Raw genomic sequence first — 25,071 nt, forward strand, 5'->3', positions numbered from 1 at the left:
GTCATCGGTGCCTATTCTTTCTTCTTCGGATTCAAGGATGTTTCAAGCAAATAGTCAACGACCCAAGGTCCAATATTAGCACCGGCGGCGGCTGAATGAACGAGATGGGCAAGCTGATCAGTAGCATTCCCGATCGCCCATACTCCTGGTCGGCTCGTTCTTCCGTACGTATCGGTAACTGCGAAACCGGCTTCGTCTACTTCACAGAGAGAGGCAGCCAGTTCAGACACGGCTTTGAAAGGGGCTGCCACAAAAACGGCTTCACATGGCACTTCCCTGCCGCTCGCTGTGGCGACGGAGACAAGTTGGTCCCCTTCCCGTACCAGAGCGGTCACCTCGTCTTGAACGGTTTTAACTCCGAATCCATCAAGCCTTGTCAGCGTGTCGGAGTCGAACTCGTGTGGGCTTACGACCGTTACGTCTGAAGACCACGCAGTCAGGAACTTTCCGAGGTGGGCAAGGCGCTCCGGTAGTCCAAAGGCTACGAAAGGTTTGTCCCGAACTTCATATCCGCTGAAGCATGGGCACAGATGAACGTACTTGCCCAACCCCTCTTTTAAGCCGGGCACCGTTGGGAGCACATCGACCAGCCCTGTGGCCAGCACGACGGCCCGAGCCGTGATCTTCATCTTGCTGCCCCAGACATCAAAGAGCTCGTCGGGCCTTCCTTCGATCTTCAATACGGTCTCCCTGCGAATTTCTCCGCCGTAGCTTACCACCTCGGAACGCCCGCGTTCCAAGAATTCTGCCGGTGTACTTCCTTCATGCCCAAGGTATTCATGAATCTTAAAGATCATTGAATTGCGAACGGGTCCTCCGTCATAAACGACCGTTCGGCGACGGGCTCGAGTGAGAAAAAGTGCTGCACTTAGCCCTGCAGCTCCTGCCCCTACCACCGCCACATCGAAGATATCATCATGGTCTTCTGAAGTTTTGCGATTCATCATGTTCTTTCCTCCTTATAACGATCTCTTAGTAAAATGAGTACGATTATATAACAGATATTATGAGTCTATAATAACTACGATTACTAAAAGCTGTCAAGAATGTTTTTCTTTAAGGGTAGCGACGTCCAGGAAAATGTAGTTTTACACCGTTAAGGAAATCCAAATATTAAAAAGCCTAAATTCTCCACTGGAAAAACTAGATGTAAAAAGGTATGGACGAAACAGACACTTTACCGTAGAGCGACGCTCGTCAATACCGCACAAGGCTGGAAAGTAGATTCAATTTCTTTTGAACTTGTGGATGAAATCCTAAATCCGTAAATAAAATGTTGATCGACCCCGAATTTCAAGCAAGATGGGCGGCTTTTCTTACCAAGATAAGTGAACATTTGTTGACGCCGTCGGGTGAGGCGGATTCGTTAAAAGGGGTATGAGTTGGATGGCCGCTCCCGCCGATGTTGGCGGGGGCGGTTTTTTATGGAGCGCTTCAAAATAAACGGATTCACAAAAAAGCACACGATCTTTTCAGATGTGTGCTTCTACTCCACAAATATGAAGGGGAAGACTGCTTATCTAAATTAGAAATTTAAAACAATGGATGCCGATATGATCCAACAAATCAGTGCGAATAAAGCTTTATTTTTTCCGATATCGGTACAAGATGTATAAACCAATGTTCACGGTAAAAAACAATAAGCTTACAATCGATCGGATGACCGAAGATTCCAGGCCGATATGTACCAGAAAGACATCCAATGGAGTATGGAGAAAGGGGATCAGCACAAGAAATAGCGAGGCTCTTAATAAGTGGCCTATGGATAATACACCTTTGCAATGTTTGCGCAAAACAAGAGCATTCCAGAGCAATGGAACGAGTTCGAACAAAAAAATGCCGATGGCCGCGCCGGCGTAGCCGAACCCGGGTATGGCCGTTAAGCAATAAGCGGCAACCGCTGAGCAGACGAGACCCAGGAGAGAACCGGTTAAAGGCGCCTTTTTTTGATCGATCGTCCATAAAATCGTTGTCGTAAGTTCCCTCATGCCCGCCACGATGGGGGCAAAAGACATCCAGCGAATGGCCTCAGCCGCATCTTCGTTTCCAAAGATAAGCTTGGAGAGCTCGTCCGCATGAAAGAGCAGGATCATGGCAGAGCTGATCCCCCACAACCATCCGATTTCCAAGCATAAATTCGACCGTTCTTTAAAATCATCGCTTTTGTCGTTTTGCCAACTGGCCGACAGTTTAGAAGCCATCGTATACGACAATGCCGCGGTAACAATGGTTGGCAGGTAAACGATGATCGATGCCATGCCGAATATTTCTCCGAAAACCGCGACGGCACCCGCGTGGCTAAGTCCTGCGATCTGCAGCCGGCGTGGAATAATAAGCGCATCGAGCAGGTCGGAGGTGGGCGAAATTAAACGGGTAAGCATGATGGCAAGGGACGACTTCATAAAAAGAAAGGCTTCCGGCCCAAACATGGACCGGCGTAATGTCGACGTTTCGTCCAAGTTTAGGGCGGACGTCGTTTTTTTTCTGTATCTTAACCCCCATAAAAAACATAGGGCGATCGCGCCGCCTGTAAATGCACCGAACACGGCCCCGCCGACGGCGGCATGCATGCCGTATTTTATCCATAAGACAGCCAGTAAAAGCATCGTGCCGGCGCGTACCGCTTGTTCGATCAGTTCGGAAACGGATATTTGCATGTAAGACTCGACCCCTTGCAAAAAACCGCGATATAGCTGCAACAAGGGAATAATGACAAGTGCAGGTGTTATGCAGCGGATGGGGAATGTCAGACGGCTGTCTCCGAGAACATGTGCAAGATATGGCGCTGCAGCGAAGCCGATGGAACCGGAACAAACACCCAAAATGATAAACGGGACAAACAAACGGTTAAAAAATTGCAGTCCGCGCGCGGGGTTTTTGGCCGTCATGAGTGCCAGCGATGTCGGGAAGCCGCCTACGATGAGCGTAAGCGCGAATCCAAAGATCGAGTAAACCATTTGGTAGATGCCGGCTCCTTCCGAGTCGAGCAGACGAAACAATGGGATGCGGACAGTAAGCCCGATGGCTTTAACCAGAAAAATGATGCCAGTGCGCAATACGGTTTGTTTTAGGAAGGAAGGAAGCGGCATGTTCTCACCCCAAAGAAACGTTGTCCCAAAATTATATGAACGAAGTGATGAAGGTAGTCCGAGGAGGTGAAAAATTATCCAGGACCAAGATATGGATTGCGTTTTTTTAGGGATATTCCATTTTCATGGTGGGAAGCATAATTGTTGAATTTCAATAAAAAGAGGGGTCAGTCATCACATGAAAGCCATTTGGATCATCCCTTTCATTGCCCTGATCATCGGTTCCGGATGCAGCGCAAACCGCACACAGTCCAAGCATTGCCGGATATCATTCGAACGTTTCGTAATAACGGAGTGAAATTAGTAACCGTCCCGGAACTTCTCGATTTGCCTGAAGGCAAATGATCATAGAAAATTCGATGAATTGATAAAACAATAAGGGAGATTTTTGCTGTGTTACGATTGCTTTTGCTGATTGGCATTTCTTTCACCCTTTGCTTATCGCCATTGAATACTTATGCGCTTTCCCCCCAGCAGGACGAAGATAAAGAAAAGATGATGCCGTTTCTGGAGCAATTGTATCAAGATCGCAATAGTCTGCTTATTCATCAGGAGCCGAAGTCGATTGAGAAATATTATGCTCTGTCCGAGGCCGGGGGCCGCCACGCTTATCAAATGGAATTAAAACGCGCAGCGTACATCCATGCATGGATTGAAAAACGCGGACTTCGGCTTGTCGCCGCTGAACCGCGCATTCGAATCGCCCGTTTTAAGGCAAGCGGAGATCAAGCCGTTATTTCCTTGGTCCAATCCGCCAAAATTTCTTACAGCTACAAGTCGTTGTCCGTTCCCCCGCAATCCTTTGGGCTCGGCACCCGGCATGCCCTCATATTAAAAAAGACAAACGACGGATGGGTAATAAAAAAGGAATGGTATCTCGATCCGCTTGAAGAAAACCCGGATTTAATCCCGGATTCCCCTTCCGGCTTTCCACATCTTTCGCCCGGACAGGACACCGCAAAAAAAGAAGGAAGATACAAGCGGGAGCGTGCCGTCGCTTACGCCAACAAATATGCGGGACTGGCTTGGGGGGCTGGCAATAACAACCGGTACAACCGGAATTATCGGGATTATACGTCGCTGGGGGGAGACTGCACGAATTTCGCATCCCAGGTGCTTGGCGATAAAAAGGAGGGCGGCGGATTGCCGATGTCCGGCATATGGGGATACCGGGGAGGCGGAAGCCAGGCATGGGTGCAGACGGATGCCTTTCAGCGCTTCTTGTTTTACTCCGGATACGGCCGCCTCATTGCAAAAGGGACCTTTGAAGAAATTACGCGATCCAGCGACAAGCACCCGCATGGCGCGATTGCCAAGCTGCAGCCGGGCGATCTGATCGGTTACGAGCTGAAAGGGGACACGGACCACTTTTCAATCGTCGTCGGGCAAGACGCCAACGGCTATCTCCTGGTGAACTCGCATACGGCCGATCGGTATCGCGTACCATTCGATTTGGGCTGGGATCAAACGACGAAGTATATTTTGATTCATGTTAGGGATTAGGGGGGGCGGTTCCCTGGGGTGTTTATGGAAGGGATGGTTGAGTAGTTTGAAATGGACTTCACATCATGAGGGTGTGGGGTTTTTTTGTTTAGCATTTAATATGTGCTGACAAAACAAGTATCTTCTCAAATATATAATCGGGGTATGGAACAAAAAGCTCTTCTCGATGAAGAGATTGTAGAATATGTGAAACAAACTTAGTCTTAAAACGAACTAAAAAACAAAAACAAGCTCAGGACAATATGGGATAATGAGATAATAGTTGTTAGAAGAAAAATTAATTGAGCTATTGAACAAGGAGGTTCCCCCTTTGATCCAAGTCGCCGCAGCAATCATCGAAAACGAGCAAGGACAAGTCCTCATCGCCAGAAAAAAGCCCGGCAAACCGCAGGCAGGCCTGTGGGAATTCCCGGGAGGCAAGCTAGAGTCCGGAGAATCGCCAATTGACTGTCTGAAACGTGAGCTTCGCGAGGAGATGCAAATCACGATCGAGCCTTACGCATGGTTCGGAACGAACGACCATCATTATGGCGAAAAGCATATCCGGCTGATTGCATATAAGGCACGGTTCATTGACGGCACCATCCAACTGGTAGATCACGACGAGGTTCGTTGGGTGAAGCGGCATGAGCTTGGGGAGTATGCCTTTGCGCCGGCGGACGTTAAGTTCGTTGAAATGCTGGCGGCTGAAGCGGGATGCTCGATTGGGCATGCACGGCCTGCGGAAGACGCTACTGTGGTTGAGAGGGGAATCGGAGAACTTTCATCCATCAAATCAACGCTGAAACAGGCATACGACAATCATGCAGACCTCAGAAACGCTGCGGAACTGGAAGGCTGGAAGGCCGAGGAACGGGACAATGTGCTGAATGCGTTCCAGTCGAATGATGTGCACAGCGTTCTAGAAATCGGCGCGGGTCCGGGGCGGGACAGCTTGTTTTTTAAAAAGCATGGGTTTGATGTCACGGCCGTAGACTTATCCGAAGAAATGGTCCGTTTATGCAGGCAAAAAGGGCTGAGCGCAAGGGTGATGGATTTTTACCATCTTGAGTTTGCGGATCGCTCCTTTGATGCGGTATACGCCATGAATTGCTTGCTGCATGTGCCGAAAGCGCAGCTGCCCGGCGTGCTCACGGAAATCAAACGCGTTTTGAAGCCCGGCGGATTGTTCTATTTGGGGCTTTATGGAGGCATGTCTACGGACGGCATTTGGGAGCAGGATACGTATGAGCCGAAGCGTTATTTTGCCATGTACCCGGATGAGGAGATTCAGCGGATCATCCAAATCTATTTTCAAATGGAAAACTTCCATACCCGTGATATGGGCGAAGGAAGCCCTCATTTTCAAGGGATGCTGCTTAGAAACTAGGAAGGAATAGTGCGGCGCCCCGTTAAAGAAAGAAGATGAGTGTACGTAAAAAAGACATCCATGAACCAGAAAAACATCATGCGGTATACAACAAGCTTGTACGGGATTTGATCCCGGACATCATCGGCGCGCAGGGGAAGCAATACACGATCCAGATGCTGGACAAGGAAACTTATGCTGCTGAATTAAGAAAAAGGCTGCAGGAAGAGCATCAGGAATACATATCGGCAAAAACGGATCGGGAAGCCGTCGAGGAGCTGGCGGTTATGCTTGAGGTGATTTATGCTTTGGCGTCCGTCCATGGGGCCACGGAGCAGGATTTGAATCAGGTGAGTGACGAAAAAGCGCAGAAGCGGGGCGGATTTCGGGAGCGCATCCTGCTGATCGAGGCGGAAGACTAAATGCCGGAAATAGGAAACGCATAACTCATAAAGGCAAAGGACCCAAATTTGACTTTATGTCATATTGAGTATATACTTTGTATATACATTTTTTAGGGGGCGGTTCCATGTTTCATGTGCAAAAGTGGGGCAATAGTCTAGGCATTCGCATCCCGAAATCCCTTGCTTTGAAGGTTGGTCTGGAGGAAGGGTCGGAGATCGATCTCGATGTAGAAAACGGTCATTTGGTAATCAAGCCAAAGTCCACTACACTGGGGGAGCTTCTTGCTCAAGTTACTCCTGAGAACCTTCATGAAGAGGTGTCGACAGGAGATCCGAAGGGTCGGGAAGCATGGTAAATAACGATTATATACCGGGTCGCGGCGACTTGGTTTGGTTGCAGTCCAACCCACAGACAGGGCATCAACAGGCAGGCAGGCGTCCGGCTCTAGTGATATCTCCTGCAGCCTATAATGGAAAGGTTGGACTTTCCTTGTTATGTCCGATAACCTCAAGGAGAAAAGGCTACCCCTTTGAAGTCATTATTCCGCAAGATTTGCCGATTGATGGAGTAATCCTTGCCGATCAGGTCAAGAGCCTCGACTGGCAGTCCCGTCAAGCGATGTTCATCTGCAAAGTTCCGCCCAAAACCCTCTCCGAAGTTATTTCAAAACTGAGCTTGCTAATCCTCTGACAAAATAAAGCTTCCGAGACCTTGGTCAAGACCCCATTTAGTGGACAACGAAAAAAGCTCCAGGATACAAGCTGGCTTCGGCACTTTACCGGCGTCAGCTTGTTTAACTTTCGCTCCGGTCGTTTATGATCATAGAAGCCTCTGCTGCCATTATTACGGCATACACGCTCCTCACTCCCCTAACCCCGCCCACGCATCCATAAACTCCACCGCCTTTATCCGCTGCTGCCACGTCCGATCTATCGTACGCAGCATTTGCCGGCTGCCTGCGCGGGAAGGGAATCGGAAAGCGGACCAAACTTCCAGCGGCAGCGCATAAAGGGCTGCGATGGTTTTTCGTGCAGCCTTGCCTAATGGCCGGTGTTGTTCGTACCCTGTCAGAAACGATTGGATGAACTCGGGATTGAATTGGGTCGTGTTTTTGATCGCCTTGGCCGTATCGATAAAGGCCGAGCCCAGCCGAATCCGGTCCCAGTCGATGAGAAAGAGACGGCCGTCGCCGGAAAGGATGACATTCGGCATCGTGACGTCGTTGTGAACGAATGAGGGACGAGCGGCTTCGTCCTTGATGAGCCGGATCGTCTCCAGGGTGGCGAGCTCGCTCCATGCCCGTTCCGAAAGCGATGTGCAGGCTTTGCCGTACGTTTCGATCCATCTTCGGTATCTCCCTTTTTGATGCAAACGCGCCGTCGTTTTGCGGAAGAAGGAATCCTTTGTTTTCCATAACCGAATTTGTTCAAGGGCGGGAGCCCGTTTGAGACCGGCCTTTCCCGGGGGGATGGCATGAAGCGCGGCTAAAGCCTGCCCGAGCTGCTCAAAGTCCTGCGCCGTTTGTATGGGGCGCCCTTCGATCCATGCCGTGACGTAGAAAGGCCTTCCCCGATCCAGAATCCACAGCTTGCCTGAATTCGCCGGAAGCCACGGCGGCATGTTCAAGTACCCGCTGTTCATCAAATGCCTGACATCATCTGCGGCTGAATTCATTTGTTTCACGGTGCTCGTGCGAAGAAGCTCGCTTCTGATAAAGGGTTTTAGCGCATAGGTTCCCGTTTCCGTTTGCATGCGAATCACGGCATGTTTACGGTAAAGGGACGGCATCGGCGCCGAGGAAATCATGTTCAATCCGAATTGGCGGGCGATGCCGCGAATTTGCGAGCGTGGATATGGAACGGGCATGGAAAGCACTCCCTTCAGCGATCACGGCCATGCTGCCCCGAGGAGCGACGATGGACGTTTGATCCTATCCTATTCGTCCCAACAGGGAGTGTATGGATGCACGCCTGTAACTCTTCCCATGAACAGCCCATTTTTCTTGCAATCATCCGTAAAGGGGATATGGCGGCAAGTCTAGCGTTCACATCCGCTTTTTAATATTTTTCGATAGCACCTTTTAAAGGCGAAGCAGGAACCCAAGCATCAGTTCATCCGGCACGCTCTTAAGGGGTGCATTTTTTTGGCAACGCCTCCTTCCGATCCATCCCTTTTTTCCACCTTAAAAAATCACCAGCCCACAAAGAATCCAGCCATGGAGCATCCCGCCTTCCGCCGTTAGTATGAAAGTAGAGGATTTGGCAAAATCCGAAAACTTTTGAGTCTCTAACCTATTCCCATGCGGCAGAAGGAGGAACGATATGTCAATGAAACCCGAAGCGGCCGAAGCGCTGCCCCCTGGCATGGGGCGAAGACGTGCCAGGAGCGGCGGCATCGCCCGGCTGATGTGGAAGTATAAGGCGCTGTACATCATTTCGCTCCCCGGCATTTTGTATTTTCTCATTTTCAAGTACATTCCGCTTGGCGGCTCGATCATCGCGTTTCAGGACTACAACATTTTTAAAGGGTTTACCGGCAGCGAGTGGGTGGGTTTTGCGCATTTCAAGACGATGTTCGAGCATTACGATTTTTTGCGGATTTTGAAAAACACGGTGCTGATCGGGCTGTACGACCTTGTCATCGCGTTTCCGGCGCCGATCATTTTGGCCATTTTGCTCAATGAACTGCGGCTTGTCATTTTTAAAAGGGTGGTCCAAACCGTCGTGTACATGCCCCACTTCCTGTCCTGGGTCGTCATCGCCGGCATGTCTGTCGCCATTTTGTCGCCCGCCACGGGCATTCTCAATCAGCTGCTCGTGTTGTTCGGCATCGACCCGCTCTATTTTTTAGGCGATAACCATTACATCCGCAGCGTGCTGGTCGGCTCGGGCATTTGGCGCGATACGGGGTACGGCACGATTTTGTACCTGGCGGCTTTGGCGGGGATCAACCCGGAGCTGTACGAGGCGGCGGAAATCGACGGGGCGAACCGCTGGAAGCAGACGCTGAAAATCACGCTCCCGGCGCTCCTCCCGACCATCATGATTTTGTTCCTGCTGCATATCGGCAAGTTCCTGGATTTCGGGTTTGAACGGGTATGGGTGTTCCTCAACGCGCTGAACACGGAAAACGGCGAAATTTTGGACACGTACATCTACCGGGCGGGCCTGTTGTCCCAGCAGTACAGCTACACGACGGCGGTCGGGCTGTTCAAGTCCGTGGTCGGCTTGGTGCTCGTGATGGCGGGGAACTTCTTCAGCAAAAAGACGACGGGCGAAAGCCTGTATTAGAGGATTTTAGCAACATCCCGATGAAGAGGAGGAGGACCCATGAACCGGAAAATGTCCGGCGGCTACAAAACGTTTAACGCGTTTAATATTTTGTTTTTGACGATACTTGGGCTGGTCATGTTCCTGCCGTTCCTGAACGTGATCGCGCAGTCCTTCAGCTCCTCGGCGGCGATCACGTCGGGAAAGGTCACCTTTTGGCCGATCGAATTCACGCTGATCAATTACGAATACGTGTTCAGCGACGCGTCCATTTGGCGCTCCTTTGCCGTCTCGGTGTTCATCACGGTTGCAGGTACGCTGGTCAATCTGGTCGCCACGGCGACGCTGGCTTATCCGGTATCGCGGCAGGAATACGTGGGCAGGCGGATCGTCGTGCTGCTGGTGCTGGTGACGATGATTTTCAGCGCGCCGCTTATTCCGAACTTTATTTTGATCAAAAACCTGCACCTGATGAACACGCCATGGGCGCTGATTCTGCCGGGAGCGATCAGTGCGTTCAACTTTTTCGTGATGCACTCGTTTTTCAAGCAGCTTCCGGCCGAGGTGATCGATTCCGCGCGCATCGACGGATGCGGCGAGCTGAGAATCATGATGAGCATGGTCGTGCCGTTGTCCAAGCCGGTGATGGCGTCGCTCGGCATTTTTTACGCGGTGGGACATTGGAACGCCTACATGAACGCGCTGTATTACATCGATCAGCCGAAATGGTGGCCGCTGCAGGTGAAGCTGAAAAAAATGTTCGAAACGGACGATATCAGTATTGACCCCGGCGCATCGCAGTTCAGCGATTTGGCGTTTATGTCCCCGGAAGGCATCAAGATGGCGACGATCATCATCGCAACGCTGCCGATCATTTTGATTTACCCGTTTTTGCAAAGGCATTTCGTGAAAGGGCTTACGCTCGGAGCGGTCAAATCTTAAAAAATGCCCAGCGCACATGAAGTTGCTCCCTCACGGTTGCTGGGGCTTTAACGATACAATCTGGCTAGCGAAAATCATCCATGACCTGCAAACATCATTTTTTGAGAAGAGGGGATAACATGAAAAAATGGGCAAGCTTGCTGCTGGCGGGCGTTATGGCTGCAGGGCTGCTGGCGGGATGCTCGGGAAAACAGGAGACGTCCGGCGGGCAGGGGGAAAGCAAGGAAGAAACGAAGCAGGCGGCAGCGGATGAGGTCACGAAGTTTTCGATTTCCTTGCGGACGCTCAACTTCGGACATGTCGAGAAATCGCCCGATATCAACCAGGACAAATGGGTGAAACGGCTCGAAGAGCTGACCAAAACGGATTTGGATATCCGTCTCGTGCCGCATAAGGAATACGAGCAGAAAATGGCGCAAATGTTCGCGACGAACGACATTCCGGACGTGGTGCAGGGCCAGGGCGGCGTGACGGGCAAAGAAATGGCGGGTTCCGTGGAAGCCGGCGTATTCATGCCGCTCGACGATTTGCTGCAGCAGTATGGACAGAACCTGCTCAAGAAAATTCCGAAGGAAGCTTGGAATCGCATGACCTATCAAGGTAAAATTTATGGTATCCCGGAATGGCTGTCCAACCCTTCCCGCCGGGCGACGTGGATTCGCAAGGATTTGCTGGATCAGACGGGACTGCCCGTGCCGAAGACGGTCGACGAGTATTTGAACGTGCTGCGCGCCTTCAAAAAGCTCGGCGTGGAGAACCCGTACATGGGAAGGCAGGATTTCAAATATGCGGATACATTCTTTGGTGCGTACGACGTATTCCCGTATTTAAGCCAGTTTGAAGAAGCGAACGGCGAGGTGCAGCCGAAGTTTTTCGATTCGGAAAACATGATGAAAGCGCTCTCCACGTATAAAACGATGTACGATGAAGGGCTGATCAATAAAGAGTTCGCGACGATCAATCCGACGACGTTCAAAAACACGATCCTGGCGGGCAAAGCCGGCATCTGGTCGATGAACGCCAACGAGCTGATCCAGTGGGAAACCCAGCTGAAGGAGTCGGTGCCGAACGCGAAGCTGGAAATCATTCCGTCTCCGGTCGGACCCGACGGCAAAGGCGGATATTATTTGTACGGGGACGTCAACCGCTCCTATTTCATCAACGCCAAATACAAACATCCGGAGAAGGTCGTTCAATTCCTCGACTGGATGGTGTCCGACGAAGCGGAGAAGTTCTTCACGTTCGGGGTCGAAGGCGAGAACTACACGATGAACGGCGACAAAATCGACTACAAGCAGCCGACCGATGCCCAGGCCGTCGACGAAGAACGTTACCGCCAGTCGTTTTTGTGGCTCGTGCAGGATACGACTTATAACAAAGGTTCGCTCAGCCTGACGGAAGAAGGCCGGAACCTGATGAGCGTGTTCGATAACATTCTCGCGAACGAAGGCCGCGACGGCATGGAATTCGAGCCGAGATTGGAAGCGCTTAAAAAGAACCCGGACATTACGCCGCTGTCGGATACGCCGCCGCCGGTCCTCATCACGCATATGGTGAAAATGGTGTACGGACAGGAGCCGATCGAAAATTGGCCGAAGGTGATCGAGGAGTGGAAATCGAAAGGCGGCAAAGACGTGCTGGCCGAAGCGAACGAACGGTTCCAGAAAAAAGAAGGCGTATTCCTGCCGCGCAAATAAACCGGCTCTAGCCGGCCTTTGGACGAAGCAGGTGTCTTAGCTAAACCCCGGCCTATACCGGATGAACGAAATCGAAAGGAGCTGTTCCATCGGATGTATCGCATTCTCATTGTTGATGACGAACCCATGATTTTGAAAGGCCTGACCGTATTCATTCGGCAATCCGGGGTTCCGGTTTCATCCATCCGCGAGGCCGCCAACGGAGCGGAAGCGCTGGAGGCGGTCCGGGAAGAGCTCCCCGATTTCGTATTCACGGATATCCGCATGCCCGTTATGGACGGCCTGGCGTTATGCGAAAAACTCGCCGAAATGGACGTTCCCGTACAGACGGTCGTCATTTCGGGGTACGACGATTTTACGTATGCCCAGACCTGCATGAGCTACGGGGTAAGGGAGTACCTGCTGAAACCGATCGGCAAAAGGCAGCTGCATGATACGCTGGGGCGGCTCGTGCAGCGTGCGTCCAAACTCGGGCGCTCCGCCTATTTGTCGGTGGCCAAAATCGACGAATGGCTGGAACGCTTCGACCAGGCGATCTATTACGTGGACCGCGAGCAGGCGCAGGAGCTGCTGCAGTCATGGGCGGACGAGATTTCGGGTTACCGGCTGCATGATGCCGAGAAGACCGAAATGCTCGAAGAGTTTTATGCGCTGCTGATGAAAAAGCTGAAAGCAAGGGATGTCCATATTCCGCTTGCCGAATGCCTGCATCTGGAGCGCGGTCTGCCGTTTGCGGATGCCTGGAGCCGCTTCGAGGACAGCGTCGGTCAGACGCTGGAAAGCCTGCATCGGCGGAGGAAAGGCAAGCTGAAGGACCCGATCGAAGAGGCCAAGGCGTATATCGAACGCAACCTCGCCAGCGAGGTCTCGCTGGAGGAGGTGGCCGAACTGCTCGGGCTGCATCCGAATTATTTCAGCGTCATGTTCAAGCAGATGACCGGGGAGACCTTCGTCCAATACCGCACGAAACGGCGCATGGAATACGCCAAGCGGATGCTGGGCGAAGAGCGGCACCGGATCACGGACATCTCTTATGCGGTTGGATACGCCGACCACTCCAACTTCACGAAAACCTTCAAAAAATACGAGGGCATTTCGCCCTCCGAATACCGGCAGAAGCTGGGGATTTCGTCTTGATGTTCGGCAAAAGCATATCGCACCGCATCTTCTTTTATTTTACGGTGCTTATCGTCATTTCGTTGTCGGTGGTCGGCGCCATCACGTACGTCCAGTCCTCGAAGCTGCTGGATCGCCAGCTGGAGCGGTATTTATCGCAAATGATCGCGCATGCCGCGTACCATACGGATTTGTATTTGCAAACCTTTGACAATGCGAGCAAAACGATTTTATCCGACCGGGACGTGCTCCAGTTCATGGAGATGGACCCGGACAACAGCTTCCAATATTACGAATTGTCCCAGCGGATTCAAAACAAAGTGTTCGATCAGGCGTTTATCATCTACCCGCAGATCGACCTGATCTATGTTATCAATCAAGACGGCAAGGCGATTACGACGAAAGACATCATTCAGGACGAAGTGAAGGATTACAAAGCGTATTATGAGCTGATCGAAGGGCAAATCCCGAAGGACGGGCTCGGGGCGCTGATCAATTCGGCTTCGGTCGCCCCGGGGGACGCCCAGTACATTACGTTCATCCGCCGCGTGCGCGGGATCGTCTCCCACCAGCCCCGGGGCATTCTCGGAATGAAGCTGAACACGAAGGAAATATCGAAGCTGTGGGGCCAGATGGATCTCGGGAAAAAGGGATATTCCTTCATCGTGGACGGACAGGGCCATTTCGTCGATCAACCGAATCAGGTTGCCGCGGATGAATACATGAATGAGGAGATCAAACGTCAGCTGCTGGCGGGAGACCGGGACACGTTCACGGCAAAGGTGAACGGCGAGCGGCGAATGTACGTGTCGCAGCGGCTGCATGCGGCCGATTGGCGGATGGTCATCTCCGTGCCGGTGTCCGAGCTGCGCGAGCCGATCATGAGCATCCGGTACACGACGGTCATCGCCGGCGCGTTTACGCTCATGATCGCGTTATGGTTCGCCGGCCGGTTCGGCAATTCGCTCGTGCAGCCGCTCAAGAAGCTGGTGCGGAACATGCGCATGATGGATAAAGGCGAATGGAAAACGATCGACGATGACGGGCGCCAGGACGAGTTCGGCTTTTTGATCCGCAGCTATAACATGATGCTGACGCGGTTATCCGAGATGATCGAGCGGGTGTACGAAGCCGAAATCCGTTCCAACAAAACGGAGCTGAATTTGCAGCGGATCGCGCTGGAGCAGCACAAAGCGGAGTTTCAGGCATTGCAGCTGCAGATGAACCCGCATTTCCTGTACAACACGCTGGAGACGATCAAATGTTACGCCGTCGTCCAGGACTCGGAAGAAATCATGGAGATCGTCGAAGCGATGGCCCACATGCTGCGGTATGCGCTTCAGACGAATTTGGCGGAAATTACGGTCGTCAACGAATTGAAGCATGTGCTCAGCTATATGACGATCCTGAAATACCGGACGCAGCGCGAATTCGAGCTGGACGTGGCGATCCCGCCGGAGCTGCTGCTGCACAAAATGGTGCGCCTGACCTTGCAGCCGCTTATCGAGAACATGTTCCAGCATGCGTTCCCCGACGGCATTCAGGATCACCACCGGATTCGGATCGGCGCGTTTATAGAGGAAGAGCGTTTCCACGTCGTCGTGGAGGACAACGGGGCGGGCATGGCGGCGGAACGGCTTCGTTCCGTGCGGGAAAAGCTGCGGCTGAACCGGCTGGCCGAATCCGATACGGGTTCGCTCTATCATAAAGGCGGTCTCGGCCTGATGAACGTGCACCGCCGGATTCAAATGGTGTACGGCGAAGCTTACGGTCTTACGATCGACAGCGTCCCCGGACAAGGGACGGCCATTACGATGTCGTTGCCGCTGGACGGCAGCATGGCATGCATATACGAAGAGAGGGTGGGATGACAGTGGATTTGCATGGCAAAATCGCGCTTGTGACAGGGGCAAGCTCAGGGATCGGCCGTGAGATCGCAACGACGTTGGCCGCTGCCGGCACCGCGGTAGCCGTACATTACCGCAGCGGCCGGGAGCAGGCGGAAGCGTTGGTCGCAGACATTGCGGAAGCCGGCGGCAAAGCGGCCGCGTTTAGGGCGGACGTGACCGATACAAGGCAGCTGGAGGCCATGGTTGAAGCCGTTCAGGCGGAGTTTGGCGTCCCGGTCGATATTTTGGTGAACAATGCGGGCCATTTGGTGAAACGCGTGCCGAACGTCGACATGACGGAGGAGCATTACAACCGGGTCATGGACGTGAACTTTAAGTCCTGCGTGTTCTTAAGCAAGCTGGTCATTCCCGGCATGATCCGCAGGGGAGGCGGAAAAATCGTCAACATGACGTCCATCGCGGCGCATGACGGCGGCGGCCCCGGCGCATCGGTTTATGCGGCGAGCAAGGCGGCGGTCATTTCCTATTCCAAAGGGTTGGCCAAGGAACTGGCCGGACACCGCATCAACGTCAACTGCGTGTCGCCGGGATTTATCGGGCAGACGGCTTTCCATGCGACCTTCACCTCCGACGAAGGCCGCGCCGCGACCGTCGCCAAGATCCCGCTTGGGCGGGAAGGCACGCCGCAGGACGTGGCAAATGCGGTGTTGTACCTGGCGTCGCCGTTATCGGATTACCTGACCGGGGAGACGATCGAAGTGAACGGCGGATTGTTTATGCGTTAACGACGACATGGCACATGGAGGGGAAAAGCATGAATGCAGTAAATGCGTTGTTTCAGCCCGTAAGCGGGGACCTTACCGTTCAGTATGCGCCGCGGGAAGACACCGTGCTGTACGAGAATCCGCCGCGCTTCACGTGGATTCCGGCTAAGCTGGAGGATGACCGGTACGTGCTGGAAATCTCATCGTCCGCAGCGTTTCAGACGGAAACGACAAAGAGGTACGAGCCTATAGGATACAACTTTTTCACGCCGGACGAGGCCTTGGAGCCGGGCGATTATTACTGGCGGTACGCGCTGCTTGAAGCGGAAGGAGGCGCGGGCGGGCAATCCGAATGGAGCGTCGCGGCGGGAGGGCAGTCCGAATGGAGCGTCGTGCGCGCCTTCCATGTACCGGCGGGACTGCCCGAGACGCCGCTGGCTTCGGCGGCGGACCGTTACCGCCGGGTGCAGAGCGGCCACCCGAGGCTGTGGCTGCAGCCGGGCGAAATCGACGCGTACCGCGGCAGCATCGCGGAGAATGCGGAGGGCACCGGGTGGCGCGCGTTTTACGAGCATTCCGTCAAGCCATGGCTGACGCGCGAGCTGATCACGGAACCGAGGCCGTATCCGGGCCATCGCCGGACGGCCGCGTTATGGCGGGAAAGTTATCTGGCCTGCCAGGAGGTGCTGTACGCCATCCGGCATCTGAGCATCGCGGGCGTCGTGCTGCAGGATGCCGATGTGCTTGCCAAAGCGAAAGCATGGCTGCTGCACGCCGCCTCCTGGGACCCGGAAGGGCCGACATGCCGGGATTATAACGATGAAGCCGCCTTTCGGATCGCGGGAGCGCTTGCCTGGGGATATGACTGGCTGCACGATCAGCTGACCGAAAGCGAACGGGAGACGGTGCGCGGGCGGCTGCTGCGCAGAACGGAGCAGGTAGCCGACCATGTGATCAAACGCTCCAAAATCCATCACATCCCGTATGACAGCCATGCGGTCCGCTCCTTGTCTTCGGTGCTTGTCCCCTGCTGCATCGCGCTGTTCGACGACGAGCCGCAAGCGAAGGCGTGGCTGGATTATACGGTCGAATATTATTACACGCTGTTTTCCCCATGGGGCGGCGCCGACGGCGGCTGGGCCGAGGGTCCGCATTACTGGACGACAGGCATGGCTTATTTGACCGAAGCGCTTGATCTGCTAAAGAACTTTGCCGGATTAAACGTGTTCGAGCGGCCTTTTTTCCGCCATACCGGCGATTTTCCGCTTTACTGCTACAGCCCGACGACATCGACCCGGACGTCGTTCGGCGACAACTCGACGCTGGGGGACGACATCATCAAAAAGGTCGGTTACAATATGCGCCAGTACGCCGGGATCACGGGGAACGGCTGGTACCAGTGGTATTACGAGCAGCTGAAGGACCGGAATCCGGAAGCGGACCGGATGTTCTACAATTACGGCTGGTGGGATTTTCATTTCGACGATTTGCTTTATTACCGCAATTATCCCCGGGTTCAGGCCGTGGAGCCGTCCGACATCGAGCCGGTCAAATGGTTTCGCGACGTCGGCTGGGTAGCGATGCATCACCGGATGCACGATCCGCAGGAGCAGATTTCTTTGGTAGCCAAAAGCAGCCGTTTCGGCTCGGTCAGCCACAGCCACGGGGACCAGGGCGCGTTTATGCTGCATGCATACGGCGAACCGCTGGCGGTGGAAAGCGGCTATTACATCGCGTTTAACAGCTCCATGCATTTGCATTGGCGCAGGCAGACGAGATCGAAAAACGCCATTTTGATCGACGGCCAAGGGCAGTTCGCCGACATGAACAAGGCGCTGAATATCGCGGCCAAAGGCGAGGTTGAAGACGCGCGCCAAGGCAAGGATTACGCGTACGTCCGGATGAACCCGACGCAGGCGTATCAGGAACATGTTCCTTATTTGAAGCAGTACAGGCGGGAAATTTATTTTGTGCAAAATGCGTATTTCGTCGTCGTCGACGCCGTCGATCTGGAGCGGCCGGGCCGGGTGCAATGGCTGTTCCATACGCTGCACAAAATGGATTTGCGCGGGCAATCCTTTCACGTGAACGGCAAACGGGCGCTGATGGAGGGGCGGTTCATCTTCAGCTCGTCGGGCGAGCTGGCGCTCAGCCAAACGAATGAATTTGCCCGCGTCGATCCGGCGGAAATCGAAGGGCTCGACAAGCATTGGCATCTGACGGCCGAAACGAAGGAAGCGTCGTCGCACCGGATCGCCACGCTTTTGCTGCCGAAACGGCTCGATGAACGCGGCAAGTACGTTTCTTATTTTATGGACGACCAAGGGTTCAGCTATAATTTGTATCTTACCGATAACGGCAAAACGTTTAAGATCGAAATCCCAAAGGCGTTTTAACGGGTACGAAGCGACCGAAGCGGCCACTTGCCGCGAGCAAACTGAAGGAGGAGGCATTCCTATGAGCAATATCGGCGTATGGGAAGACGCAGAGCCTGGCGTTAGACGCAAAATCATGCCGCCCGGGGCTTCGCTAATGATGATGGAGGTTCATTTTGAGGAAGGGGCGGAAGGCTACGAGCATGCCCACCCGCATGAACAGCTGTCCTACTGCCTGAAAGGGCGGGTCGAATTTACGATTGACGGAGACAAACGCATCATTTCCGCCGGCGAAACGATCGTCATTCCCGGCGGAGCAAGGCACGGCGCCAAGGCGCTGGAGCCAAGCGCGCTGCTCGATTGCTTCACGCCGCTGCGGACGGACTTGATCAAAACCTAAAGCCTTTGGAAACGGCTGCATAACCTCATCCGCGCAAGGACAATCTAAACGGGAAAGGTTTGCATTTCCTTGCGAAGGAGAATTCACCGTGGCAGAACAACGTTCATCGGCGAAGACGATCGTGGCGATCGGCTCGATTCCGCTCATTATGACGCTGGGCAACTCCATGCTTATTCCGATCCTGCCCAAAATGAGGTCCGAGCTTCATATTTCTTCCTTCCAGGCCAGCTTGACCATTACCGTTTTTTCGATTGTGGCGGCTTTAGCCATCCCGATCCTGGGGTATTTGTCCGACCGGCTTTCCCGAAAAGCGATCATCCTTCCGGCGCTGCTGCTTTACGGCATCGGAGGCGTCCTTGCCGGACTTGGGGCAGCGATGTTTTCGCATCCCTTCATGTGGATTATGATCGGACGAACGCTTCAAGGCATTGGCGCGGCGGGGACGACTCCGATTGCCATGGCGCTGGCGGGCGATTTGTTCCGGGGGGCCGAGGGAAGCAGGGTTTTGGGGCTGGTGGAGGCGTCCAACGGCATGGGCAAGGTCGTATCCCCGATCCTCGGCTCGCTGATCGCTCTGGTCGTCTGGTACGGCGTATTTTTTGCATTTCCGGTCGTTATGCTTGCGTCTCTTATTTTAACCTGGTTATTCATTAAAGAGAAAAAAACCGAAAAGAAGCCGCCGCCTTTTAAAAAGTACATTCACGGATTGGCGAGCGTGTTCAAGCATGAGGGCCGCTGGCTGTTTACGGCCTATCTGGCCGGCGCGACGTGCCTGTTTGCGCTGTTCGGCATCCTGTTTTTCCTGTCGGACGTACTGGAGAAACCCCATAACATCGTCGGTGTCGTAAAAGGGCTTGTGCTCGCCATCCCGCTGCTCGTGATGTGCACGACCTCCTACATTACCGGCAGCAAAATCGGCGAAAACAAGAAGCTGATGAAAAGGCTCATAGTCCTCGGGTTTGCCCTGATGACCGTGTCGTACGTGCTTTTGTCATTTATCGGGCATTTGACGCTGTTCATCTCGATTCTCGCCGTCAGCAGCTTGGGCACGGGGCTCGTACTGCCATGCATCAACAGCTTTATTACGAAAGCCGTCGGCAAAGAAAGAAGGGGTTTTGTCACCTCTTTGTACGGTTCGGTCCGTTTCTTCGGCGTGGCGGCCGGCCCGCCGCTGTTCGGCTGGATGATGGGCTGGTCGCGTCTGGGCATGTTTTTGTCCATCGCCGGGCTGACGTTTTTGGTCGGGCTGCTGGCGCTGTTCATGATCCGGGTGAATCAAGGCGATCAGGAAGGAACGCCGTCCGGCGGCGGACGCTTTGAATCGAAGCGGAAATTGCCCGTCGGCCTGCTGAAGCCGGTTCGCGGCAGATAGGCGGTTATTTTTTGCCGCTCCGCCAGGCGAATCCGTACCGCGGTCTTATGCGTGGCCGGGAGGAACGCAGCATCCAATTGATGATCCGCGTGGACACCATTTGGCAGGCGATGGCGAGAATGATGATTTTCCAGTCGATGATCAAGGCCGTCAGGCCGAATATAAACCCGTTCATCCAAAACAGGGATGTGCCGGGTTTTATTTTTTTATACTTGTAAATCGCCAGGGCGGCGAACCCGATCCCCCCGTTGGACACCCTTTGCTTCATAAGCGTGGCCACGCCTGTCCCAAGAAAAACCGAACCGATGAGCAAGTCGATCCATACGTTGGGATACGGCTGTTTAACGTACACTTCGAAAAAGTTGACGGCAACCGACGTGACCGTGATGACATAAATCGTCCCGACGGTGCTGGTGTTGCCGAGGTAGGGGGCGGTGCAAATCAAAAAGATAAAGTTCGCGAACCAGAAGCCGAGACTCATCGGCATACCGAACGCGTAATTCAACAGAACCGCAATCCCCGATCCGCCGCCGGAGGGAATGTCGTGGGGGAACAAAAACACGGCCATGGCAAAACCTTGCACGATCGAACCGGCGGTGATCAGAAACCATTTTTTGAGAAGCTTCCGGTAAAACAAAGCTTTATGGGGGCCGGAGAGCATCGTCATTTTCACGGGCTATCATCCTTCTGAACATGATAAAAGCAGACAAGGCCTATCGCTAATATCCTATGCTTGTCTAGGGAAGGGAATGCCGGGAAATTTTATCGCAAGCCGGTTTCATCGGGGTCAAAGCCCGCCGGATTCGCGCGCCGGGTGGGTATACACCTCCACCAATTCCGCTTTCCCCACATACGATAAGAAATATCAAGGACAACGGTTTAACCTACTCGAGCGATATTTCTTACCCGTTATGAGGGAGCGGTGATGAATATGATGCGGAAGGTCGAAGCTGAAATCAGCCGTTATCTATCTCGGATTCGGTCCGAGCAGCGGCATGACGGGGCATGGGCATACGATTTCGAAACCGGCCCGATGACGGATGCGTACATGATCCTTCTGCTCAGCGCCCTTTTTCCGGACGAAACCAAGCTGATGCGGCGGCTGGCTGGGCGGCTTGCCCGGACGCAGGCTCCGGGAGGCGAATGGAAGCAATACGGCGACGATGACGGCCATTTGTCCTCCACCGTCGAAGCTTATACCGCACTGCTGTTATCCGGATTTATGGACCGGGAACAGCCGCCGATGAAACGGGCCGAAGATTTCATCCGCGGCCGCGGCGGCGTCGAAAAGGCCCATGTTTCCACGAAATTTATGCTTGCCCTGAACGGGCTGTATCCGTGGCCCGCCTTTTGCCCCATGCCGCTGTTTTTAATCCGTCTGCCCCAATGGATGCCGCTTAGCTTCCATCGCTGGAGTTCGTACGTGAAAACTCATTTTGCGCCGATTCTGGTGTTGGGAGACTGCAAGTTCCGATTGCCGCACCCTTCCGGACTTCACATCCATCATCTGTATGGCACGAAAAAATACCGCAAGCTGGAGCGGCTGGAGCGGCGGGAGGGCGAAAAAAGGAAGACGCCGGAAACGAGCGGCCGGATGTTGGGGCGGTCGAAGCCAAGCCGGGCGGTCCGCAAGGCCGAACGGTACATGCTGGAGCGGATTGAAGGCGACGGAACGCTGTACAGCTACGCAAGCGCCACGTTTTTTATGATCTACGCGCTGCTGGCGCTCGGTTATCGGCCGGATTCTCCCGTGATATCCCAGGCGCTGCGGGGGCTGCGGTCGTTTGTTACGGTTACCGAAGAAGGGGATGCGCATTTGCAAAATTCACCGTCCACCGTATGGGATACGGCGCTTGCTTCCTACGCGCTGCAGGAGGCCGGTCTTTCGGCGCAGGATGAAACCATCCGGTTGGCGGCCGAATTTTTATTGTCCGTTCATCACCGCAGACCGCCGGAGCGGCGGGCAGCAGGCAGGCACCAAGCCGCAGCGGGCGGTTGGGGCTTTTCCGCGAGCAACACGGCGAATCCGGACGTGGACGATACGCAGGCGGCGCTGCGGGCGTTGACGCGGTGCGCGGGCCAGCGGCATCCGGGCTGCGAGGAGGCTTGGCGCCAAGGCGTAGCGTTTTTGTTCGACATGCAAAACGACGACGGAGGTTGGGCCGCTTTCGAGCGGAACAGCACCTCCGCCATGACGCGCCTGTTTGCGCTCGAAAATTTCGCGGATACGGCGTACGATCCTTCGGCGGCGGACGTGACCGGGCGGACGCTGGAGTTTTTGGGAAATCACGTGAAGCTGACCCTTCGCCACCCCCGTGTGCAGGCGGCCGTGCGGTGGCTGCTGAACAAGCAGCGGCGGGACGGGAGCTGGTACGGGCGATGGGGAGTCACTTTCGTATACGGAACATGGGCCGCGGTGACGGGCCTTCGTGCCGTGGGCGTTCCTGCGGCGCATCCCGCGATCCAAAAGGCGGTGGATTGGCTGCTGCGCGTCAGGCTGCCGGACGGGGGCTGGGGAGAATCCTGCAAAAGCGATGCGGCAAGAGCGTACAAGGAGGCTCCGTATTCCACGGTCGTCCATACCGCATGGGCGCTGGATGCGCTGATTGCCGTCCATGACCGACCGGTGCAGGTCATCGACGAAGCCGTTTCGCTGCTGATCGATTGGAACCGGGAGGACGGCGGGGAGCGGGCGGCGTACCCGACGGGCGCCGGGCTGCCGGGCCATTTTTACATCCGTTATCACAGCTACCCGCGGATATGGCCTTTGCTTACGCTCAGTCACTATACGCAAAAGTACAAAAACGGCTGAAACGCCCCATTTTCCGGCGATTGCAGGTGTTTACCCTGTCCGGGTTCCCGGCTTCGCATATGCTGGATTATCCGTCTAGCGATAGACGTTTTCATGGAGCCTGCCTGAAAGGAGACGACATGCATGACCCAGCTTGACCCCCGCTTGATGGGAACCTTCCGCCGCAAAATGATGGACCCGCGTTATTTTCATAAAGTATGCGGCATTTTGCGTGCCCAAAAATACGACGACCTGCGATGCTACCACAAATGCTGCAGCATGATCGACCGGCTTTCCGATTGTTTGGGCGTTCCCGTGTCCCCCGCCGAACGCGAAAATGCCGCAAGATGGCTGATGGGCTGCGGCGTCGATCCCCAAAACCGCTTCCACCGCAGACAAATGTGGAATATGCTGTGGGGAAGATACTGAAGAAAAGATCCGCCTTTGTTAAAGCTGGAGGCTGTTCGATTGCGAACAGTCTTTTTTTTCGGGATTGGGTTGCATGCCGTACGAAGGGTTCGTTTACAGGATTTTTTCGGGACCGGACAGGGTTAGGTTTAAAGAAACAAGCGGTTGATCCGGACTACACGGGCAGGATTACGGCCTGCCGAAGGAGAAATAGGATGAGCCGAAGCATGGGGCGCTCATGCTGAAGGAACCTTTTTGTAGGAGGCAGGGAAAACTTTATGAAACTTGAAACCGACCGCTTGATCCTGCAAACGCTCGATCTGGATCTGATCGATGCGGCAGCGAAACGGGATGTACGGGCGATTGAGGCGTTAGGATATAAAACGAGCGGCGAATGGCCGGGACAGGACTTCTACGAGGCGCTGCCTTTTTTTCGGGAGCTGCTTGTCAAACATAACGGAACCCGCGGATTCGATTCCTGGATCGTCGTGACGAAGGAAGATCGGGAAATCGTAGGGGGCATCGGCTTTTTGGGCGAACCGGACGAAGATGGCATGATTGAGATCGGTTTTGCGACAAACGAAAGCCAGCAGCGGAAAGGCTACTGCCACGAGGCCGCGTCGGGGTTATTGGCATGGGCGGCAAGACAGGACGAGGTCAAAAAGGTGACCGCCAGATGCGAGCCGGGAAATACCGCGTCCCGGAAGCTGCTTGAAAAGCTGGGATTTCGCATCGATCGCACGGACGAGGAATTCATTCACTGGTCGTATCGCGGAGATAACTAGAACTGCACATCTATGAAAAAGGGAAAACCGGTACCTTGATGGTCCGGTTTTTCGCATTTTACGAGAGTATGATCGATTGAGTATTAAGATTTTGGCGAGATTATGTTCAACAGATTTTCCGGAATCCTAAACGGCTGGTTGTCGATCAGCAGCTGAAAATCCTCTTTGCCGTCGGATTGGTTGGCCCTTTTGATGTCCTCCATCTCGTGATGAAGCTGCTCCATCGTCGTATCCAGCTCATAGGCGGTGTCCGCCGCTTTTTTCAGATCGTCGATCAAACGCTGCGGAACGGTTTCGTAGTATTTATAGAAGATTTTATGCTCCAGGCTCGCCCAGAAGTCCATGGCAATGGTACGGATCTGGATTTCAACGCAAATGGATTCCTCGTGATCCGACATGAACACGGGGACTTCGACGATCATATGAAGGCTTTTGTAACCGTTTGGTTTCGGATTTTTAATGTAGTCCTTGACGGAAAGGGTCTTCAAATCGTTTTGGTTTTGCAGCATCGCGCTGATTCTGTAAATGTCCGAAATAAAAGAGCAGGTAATCCGTATGCCCGCGATATCGCGGATGGTCTCCTTGATTTCTTCGAGGGAGCTTGCCCCGCCTTTGCGCATCAGCTTCTTCAAAATGCTCTCCGGCGATTTCAAACGGGATTTGGTATGCTCGATCGGATTATAATCATGCAGCATTTGGAATTCTTCCTGCAAAATTTTGATTTTCGTCTCCACTTCCTGCAAAGCGAACTTATATTTCATCATAAAACGTTTAAGCTCTTTTTGGATCATTCGCATTTGTTCAATCGGATTGTCTGCCATTGGAATACCGTCCTTCTGTACATATTCGACATATTCAGTATGAAGCTTTTTGGAGAAGTCTGTCAAATGATGGATTGGTTCCGGCAGCGGCCGACCGTCCTTGTCGAATTCCGGCTCCATCCGGCGTTTCCTGTTC

Annotated in this window: 22 protein-coding genes; 17 read left to right on the forward strand and 5 right to left on the reverse strand. The window is 53.8% G+C overall.

Going from position 1 to position 25,071, the window contains the following annotated elements; genetic code table 11:
- Positions 1 to 11 precede the first annotated feature (11 nt).
- Both RJP21_RS19430 and RJP21_RS19435 read right to left on the reverse strand, forming a co-directional pair.
- Positions 12 to 947 carry an NAD(P)/FAD-dependent oxidoreductase gene (locus RJP21_RS19430; RefSeq protein WP_310860782.1) on the reverse strand — a complete coding sequence of 312 codons (936 nt, stop codon included), beginning with the start codon at positions 945 to 947 and terminating at the stop codon, positions 12 to 14.
- A gap of 636 nt (positions 948 to 1,583) precedes the next feature.
- Positions 1,584 to 3,089, reverse strand: coding sequence for an oligosaccharide flippase family protein (locus RJP21_RS19435; RefSeq protein WP_310860783.1), 1,506 nt, complete (start codon positions 3,087 to 3,089; stop codon positions 1,584 to 1,586).
- Between the two features lie 393 nt (positions 3,090 to 3,482).
- Between RJP21_RS19435 and RJP21_RS19440 the strand changes: the two genes are divergently transcribed.
- From RJP21_RS19440 to mazF, 5 genes are all read left to right on the forward strand, one after another.
- Positions 3,483 to 4,592 (forward strand): amidase domain-containing protein, encoded by a 1,110-nt coding sequence (locus tag RJP21_RS19440; protein ID WP_310860784.1) that lies wholly within the window; start codon positions 3,483 to 3,485, stop codon positions 4,590 to 4,592.
- Between the two features lie 310 nt (positions 4,593 to 4,902).
- A complete protein-coding gene (gene mutT / locus RJP21_RS19445; protein ID WP_310860785.1) occupies positions 4,903 to 5,961 on the forward strand; it encodes an 8-oxo-dGTP diphosphatase MutT in 1,059 nt (352 codons plus the stop codon).
- A 35-nt stretch (positions 5,962 to 5,996) separates the two neighbouring features.
- Positions 5,997 to 6,362, forward strand: coding sequence for a nucleoside triphosphate pyrophosphohydrolase (locus tag RJP21_RS19450; RefSeq protein ID WP_310860786.1), 366 nt, complete (start codon positions 5,997 to 5,999; stop codon positions 6,360 to 6,362).
- A 107-nt stretch (positions 6,363 to 6,469) separates the two neighbouring features.
- Positions 6,470 to 6,700, forward strand: a complete 231-nt coding sequence (locus RJP21_RS19455) for an AbrB/MazE/SpoVT family DNA-binding domain-containing protein (RefSeq protein ID WP_310860787.1) — start codon at positions 6,470 to 6,472, stop codon at positions 6,698 to 6,700.
- Complete coding sequence (mazF, locus tag RJP21_RS19460; protein ID WP_310860788.1) at positions 6,694 to 7,035, forward strand: endoribonuclease MazF; 342 nt, start codon at positions 6,694 to 6,696, stop codon at positions 7,033 to 7,035. The genes RJP21_RS19455 and mazF overlap by 7 nt, the downstream gene beginning before the upstream one ends.
- Positions 7,036 to 7,206: 171 nt before the next feature.
- On the opposite strand, the gene RJP21_RS19465 is transcribed toward mazF, so the two are convergent.
- Positions 7,207 to 8,211: a phosphotransferase gene (locus RJP21_RS19465; RefSeq protein ID WP_310860789.1), complete on the reverse strand. Its 1,005-nt coding sequence runs from the start codon at positions 8,209 to 8,211 to the stop codon at positions 7,207 to 7,209.
- A 497-nt stretch (positions 8,212 to 8,708) separates the two neighbouring features.
- On the opposite strand from RJP21_RS19465, the gene RJP21_RS19470 reads away from it, so the two are divergent.
- The 9 genes from RJP21_RS19470 (at position 8,709) to RJP21_RS19510 (ending at position 20,130) form a co-directional block, all read left to right on the forward strand.
- Positions 8,709 to 9,635, forward strand: a complete 927-nt coding sequence (locus RJP21_RS19470; RefSeq protein ID WP_310860876.1) for an ABC transporter permease — start codon at positions 8,709 to 8,711, stop codon at positions 9,633 to 9,635.
- A 39-nt stretch (positions 9,636 to 9,674) separates the two neighbouring features.
- The gene (locus RJP21_RS19475; RefSeq protein WP_310860790.1) at positions 9,675 to 10,556 is read left to right on the forward strand and encodes a carbohydrate ABC transporter permease; all 882 of its coding nucleotides are present in this window, start codon (positions 9,675 to 9,677) and stop codon (positions 10,554 to 10,556) included.
- A 119-nt stretch (positions 10,557 to 10,675) separates the two neighbouring features.
- Positions 10,676 to 12,253, forward strand: coding sequence for an extracellular solute-binding protein (locus RJP21_RS19480; RefSeq protein ID WP_310860791.1), 1,578 nt, complete (start codon positions 10,676 to 10,678; stop codon positions 12,251 to 12,253).
- Positions 12,254 to 12,346: 93 nt separating this feature from the next.
- Positions 12,347 to 13,390 carry a response regulator gene (locus RJP21_RS19485; protein WP_310860792.1) on the forward strand — a complete coding sequence of 348 codons (1,044 nt, stop codon included), beginning with the start codon at positions 12,347 to 12,349 and terminating at the stop codon, positions 13,388 to 13,390.
- Complete coding sequence (locus RJP21_RS19490) at positions 13,390 to 15,240, forward strand: cache domain-containing sensor histidine kinase (protein ID WP_310860877.1); 1,851 nt, start codon at positions 13,390 to 13,392, stop codon at positions 15,238 to 15,240. Before RJP21_RS19485 ends, RJP21_RS19490 begins: the two co-directional genes overlap by 1 nt.
- On the forward strand, positions 15,237 to 16,004 hold the full coding sequence (locus tag RJP21_RS19495; protein ID WP_310860793.1) for an SDR family NAD(P)-dependent oxidoreductase: 768 nt from the start codon (positions 15,237 to 15,239) through the stop codon (positions 16,002 to 16,004). The genes RJP21_RS19490 and RJP21_RS19495 overlap by 4 nt, the downstream gene beginning before the upstream one ends.
- 29 nt (positions 16,005 to 16,033) lie before the next feature.
- Positions 16,034 to 18,379 (forward strand): DUF4962 domain-containing protein, encoded by a 2,346-nt coding sequence (locus RJP21_RS19500; RefSeq protein ID WP_310860794.1) that lies wholly within the window; start codon positions 16,034 to 16,036, stop codon positions 18,377 to 18,379.
- A 61-nt stretch (positions 18,380 to 18,440) separates the two neighbouring features.
- The gene (locus tag RJP21_RS19505) at positions 18,441 to 18,758 is read left to right on the forward strand and encodes a cupin domain-containing protein (protein ID WP_310860795.1); all 318 of its coding nucleotides are present in this window, start codon (positions 18,441 to 18,443) and stop codon (positions 18,756 to 18,758) included.
- A gap of 148 nt (positions 18,759 to 18,906) precedes the next feature.
- Positions 18,907 to 20,130, forward strand: a complete 1,224-nt coding sequence (locus tag RJP21_RS19510) for an MFS transporter (protein ID WP_310860878.1) — start codon at positions 18,907 to 18,909, stop codon at positions 20,128 to 20,130.
- A gap of 4 nt (positions 20,131 to 20,134) precedes the next feature.
- Here RJP21_RS19510 and RJP21_RS19515 read toward each other — a convergent pair whose 3' ends face one another.
- Positions 20,135 to 20,797: a YitT family protein gene (locus tag RJP21_RS19515; protein ID WP_160043681.1), complete on the reverse strand. Its 663-nt coding sequence runs from the start codon at positions 20,795 to 20,797 to the stop codon at positions 20,135 to 20,137.
- Between the two features lie 258 nt (positions 20,798 to 21,055).
- Here RJP21_RS19515 and RJP21_RS19520 point away from each other — a divergent pair, with 258 nt between their 5' ends.
- From RJP21_RS19520 to RJP21_RS19530, 3 genes are all read left to right on the forward strand, one after another.
- Positions 21,056 to 22,942, forward strand: a complete 1,887-nt coding sequence (locus tag RJP21_RS19520) for a terpene cyclase/mutase family protein (RefSeq protein ID WP_310860796.1) — start codon at positions 21,056 to 21,058, stop codon at positions 22,940 to 22,942.
- Positions 22,943 to 23,065: 123 nt separating this feature from the next.
- Entirely contained in the window at positions 23,066 to 23,350 is a 285-nt protein-coding gene (locus RJP21_RS19525) for a hypothetical protein (protein ID WP_310860797.1), read from the forward strand.
- 257 nt (positions 23,351 to 23,607) lie between these two features.
- A complete protein-coding gene (locus RJP21_RS19530; RefSeq protein ID WP_310860798.1) occupies positions 23,608 to 24,114 on the forward strand; it encodes a GNAT family N-acetyltransferase in 507 nt (168 codons plus the stop codon).
- Between the two features lie 83 nt (positions 24,115 to 24,197).
- On the opposite strand, the gene RJP21_RS19535 is transcribed toward RJP21_RS19530, so the two are convergent.
- Positions 24,198 to 24,935, reverse strand: coding sequence for a GTP pyrophosphokinase (locus RJP21_RS19535; protein WP_160043680.1), 738 nt, complete (start codon positions 24,933 to 24,935; stop codon positions 24,198 to 24,200).
- Positions 24,936 to 25,071 lie beyond the last annotated feature (136 nt).

Origin of the sequence: Paenibacillus sp. VCA1 (genome assembly GCF_031583795.1) — a bacterium.
In the GTDB taxonomy this organism is placed as follows: domain Bacteria; phylum Bacillota; class Bacilli; order Paenibacillales; family Paenibacillaceae; genus Paenibacillus_AQ; species Paenibacillus_AQ albilobatus.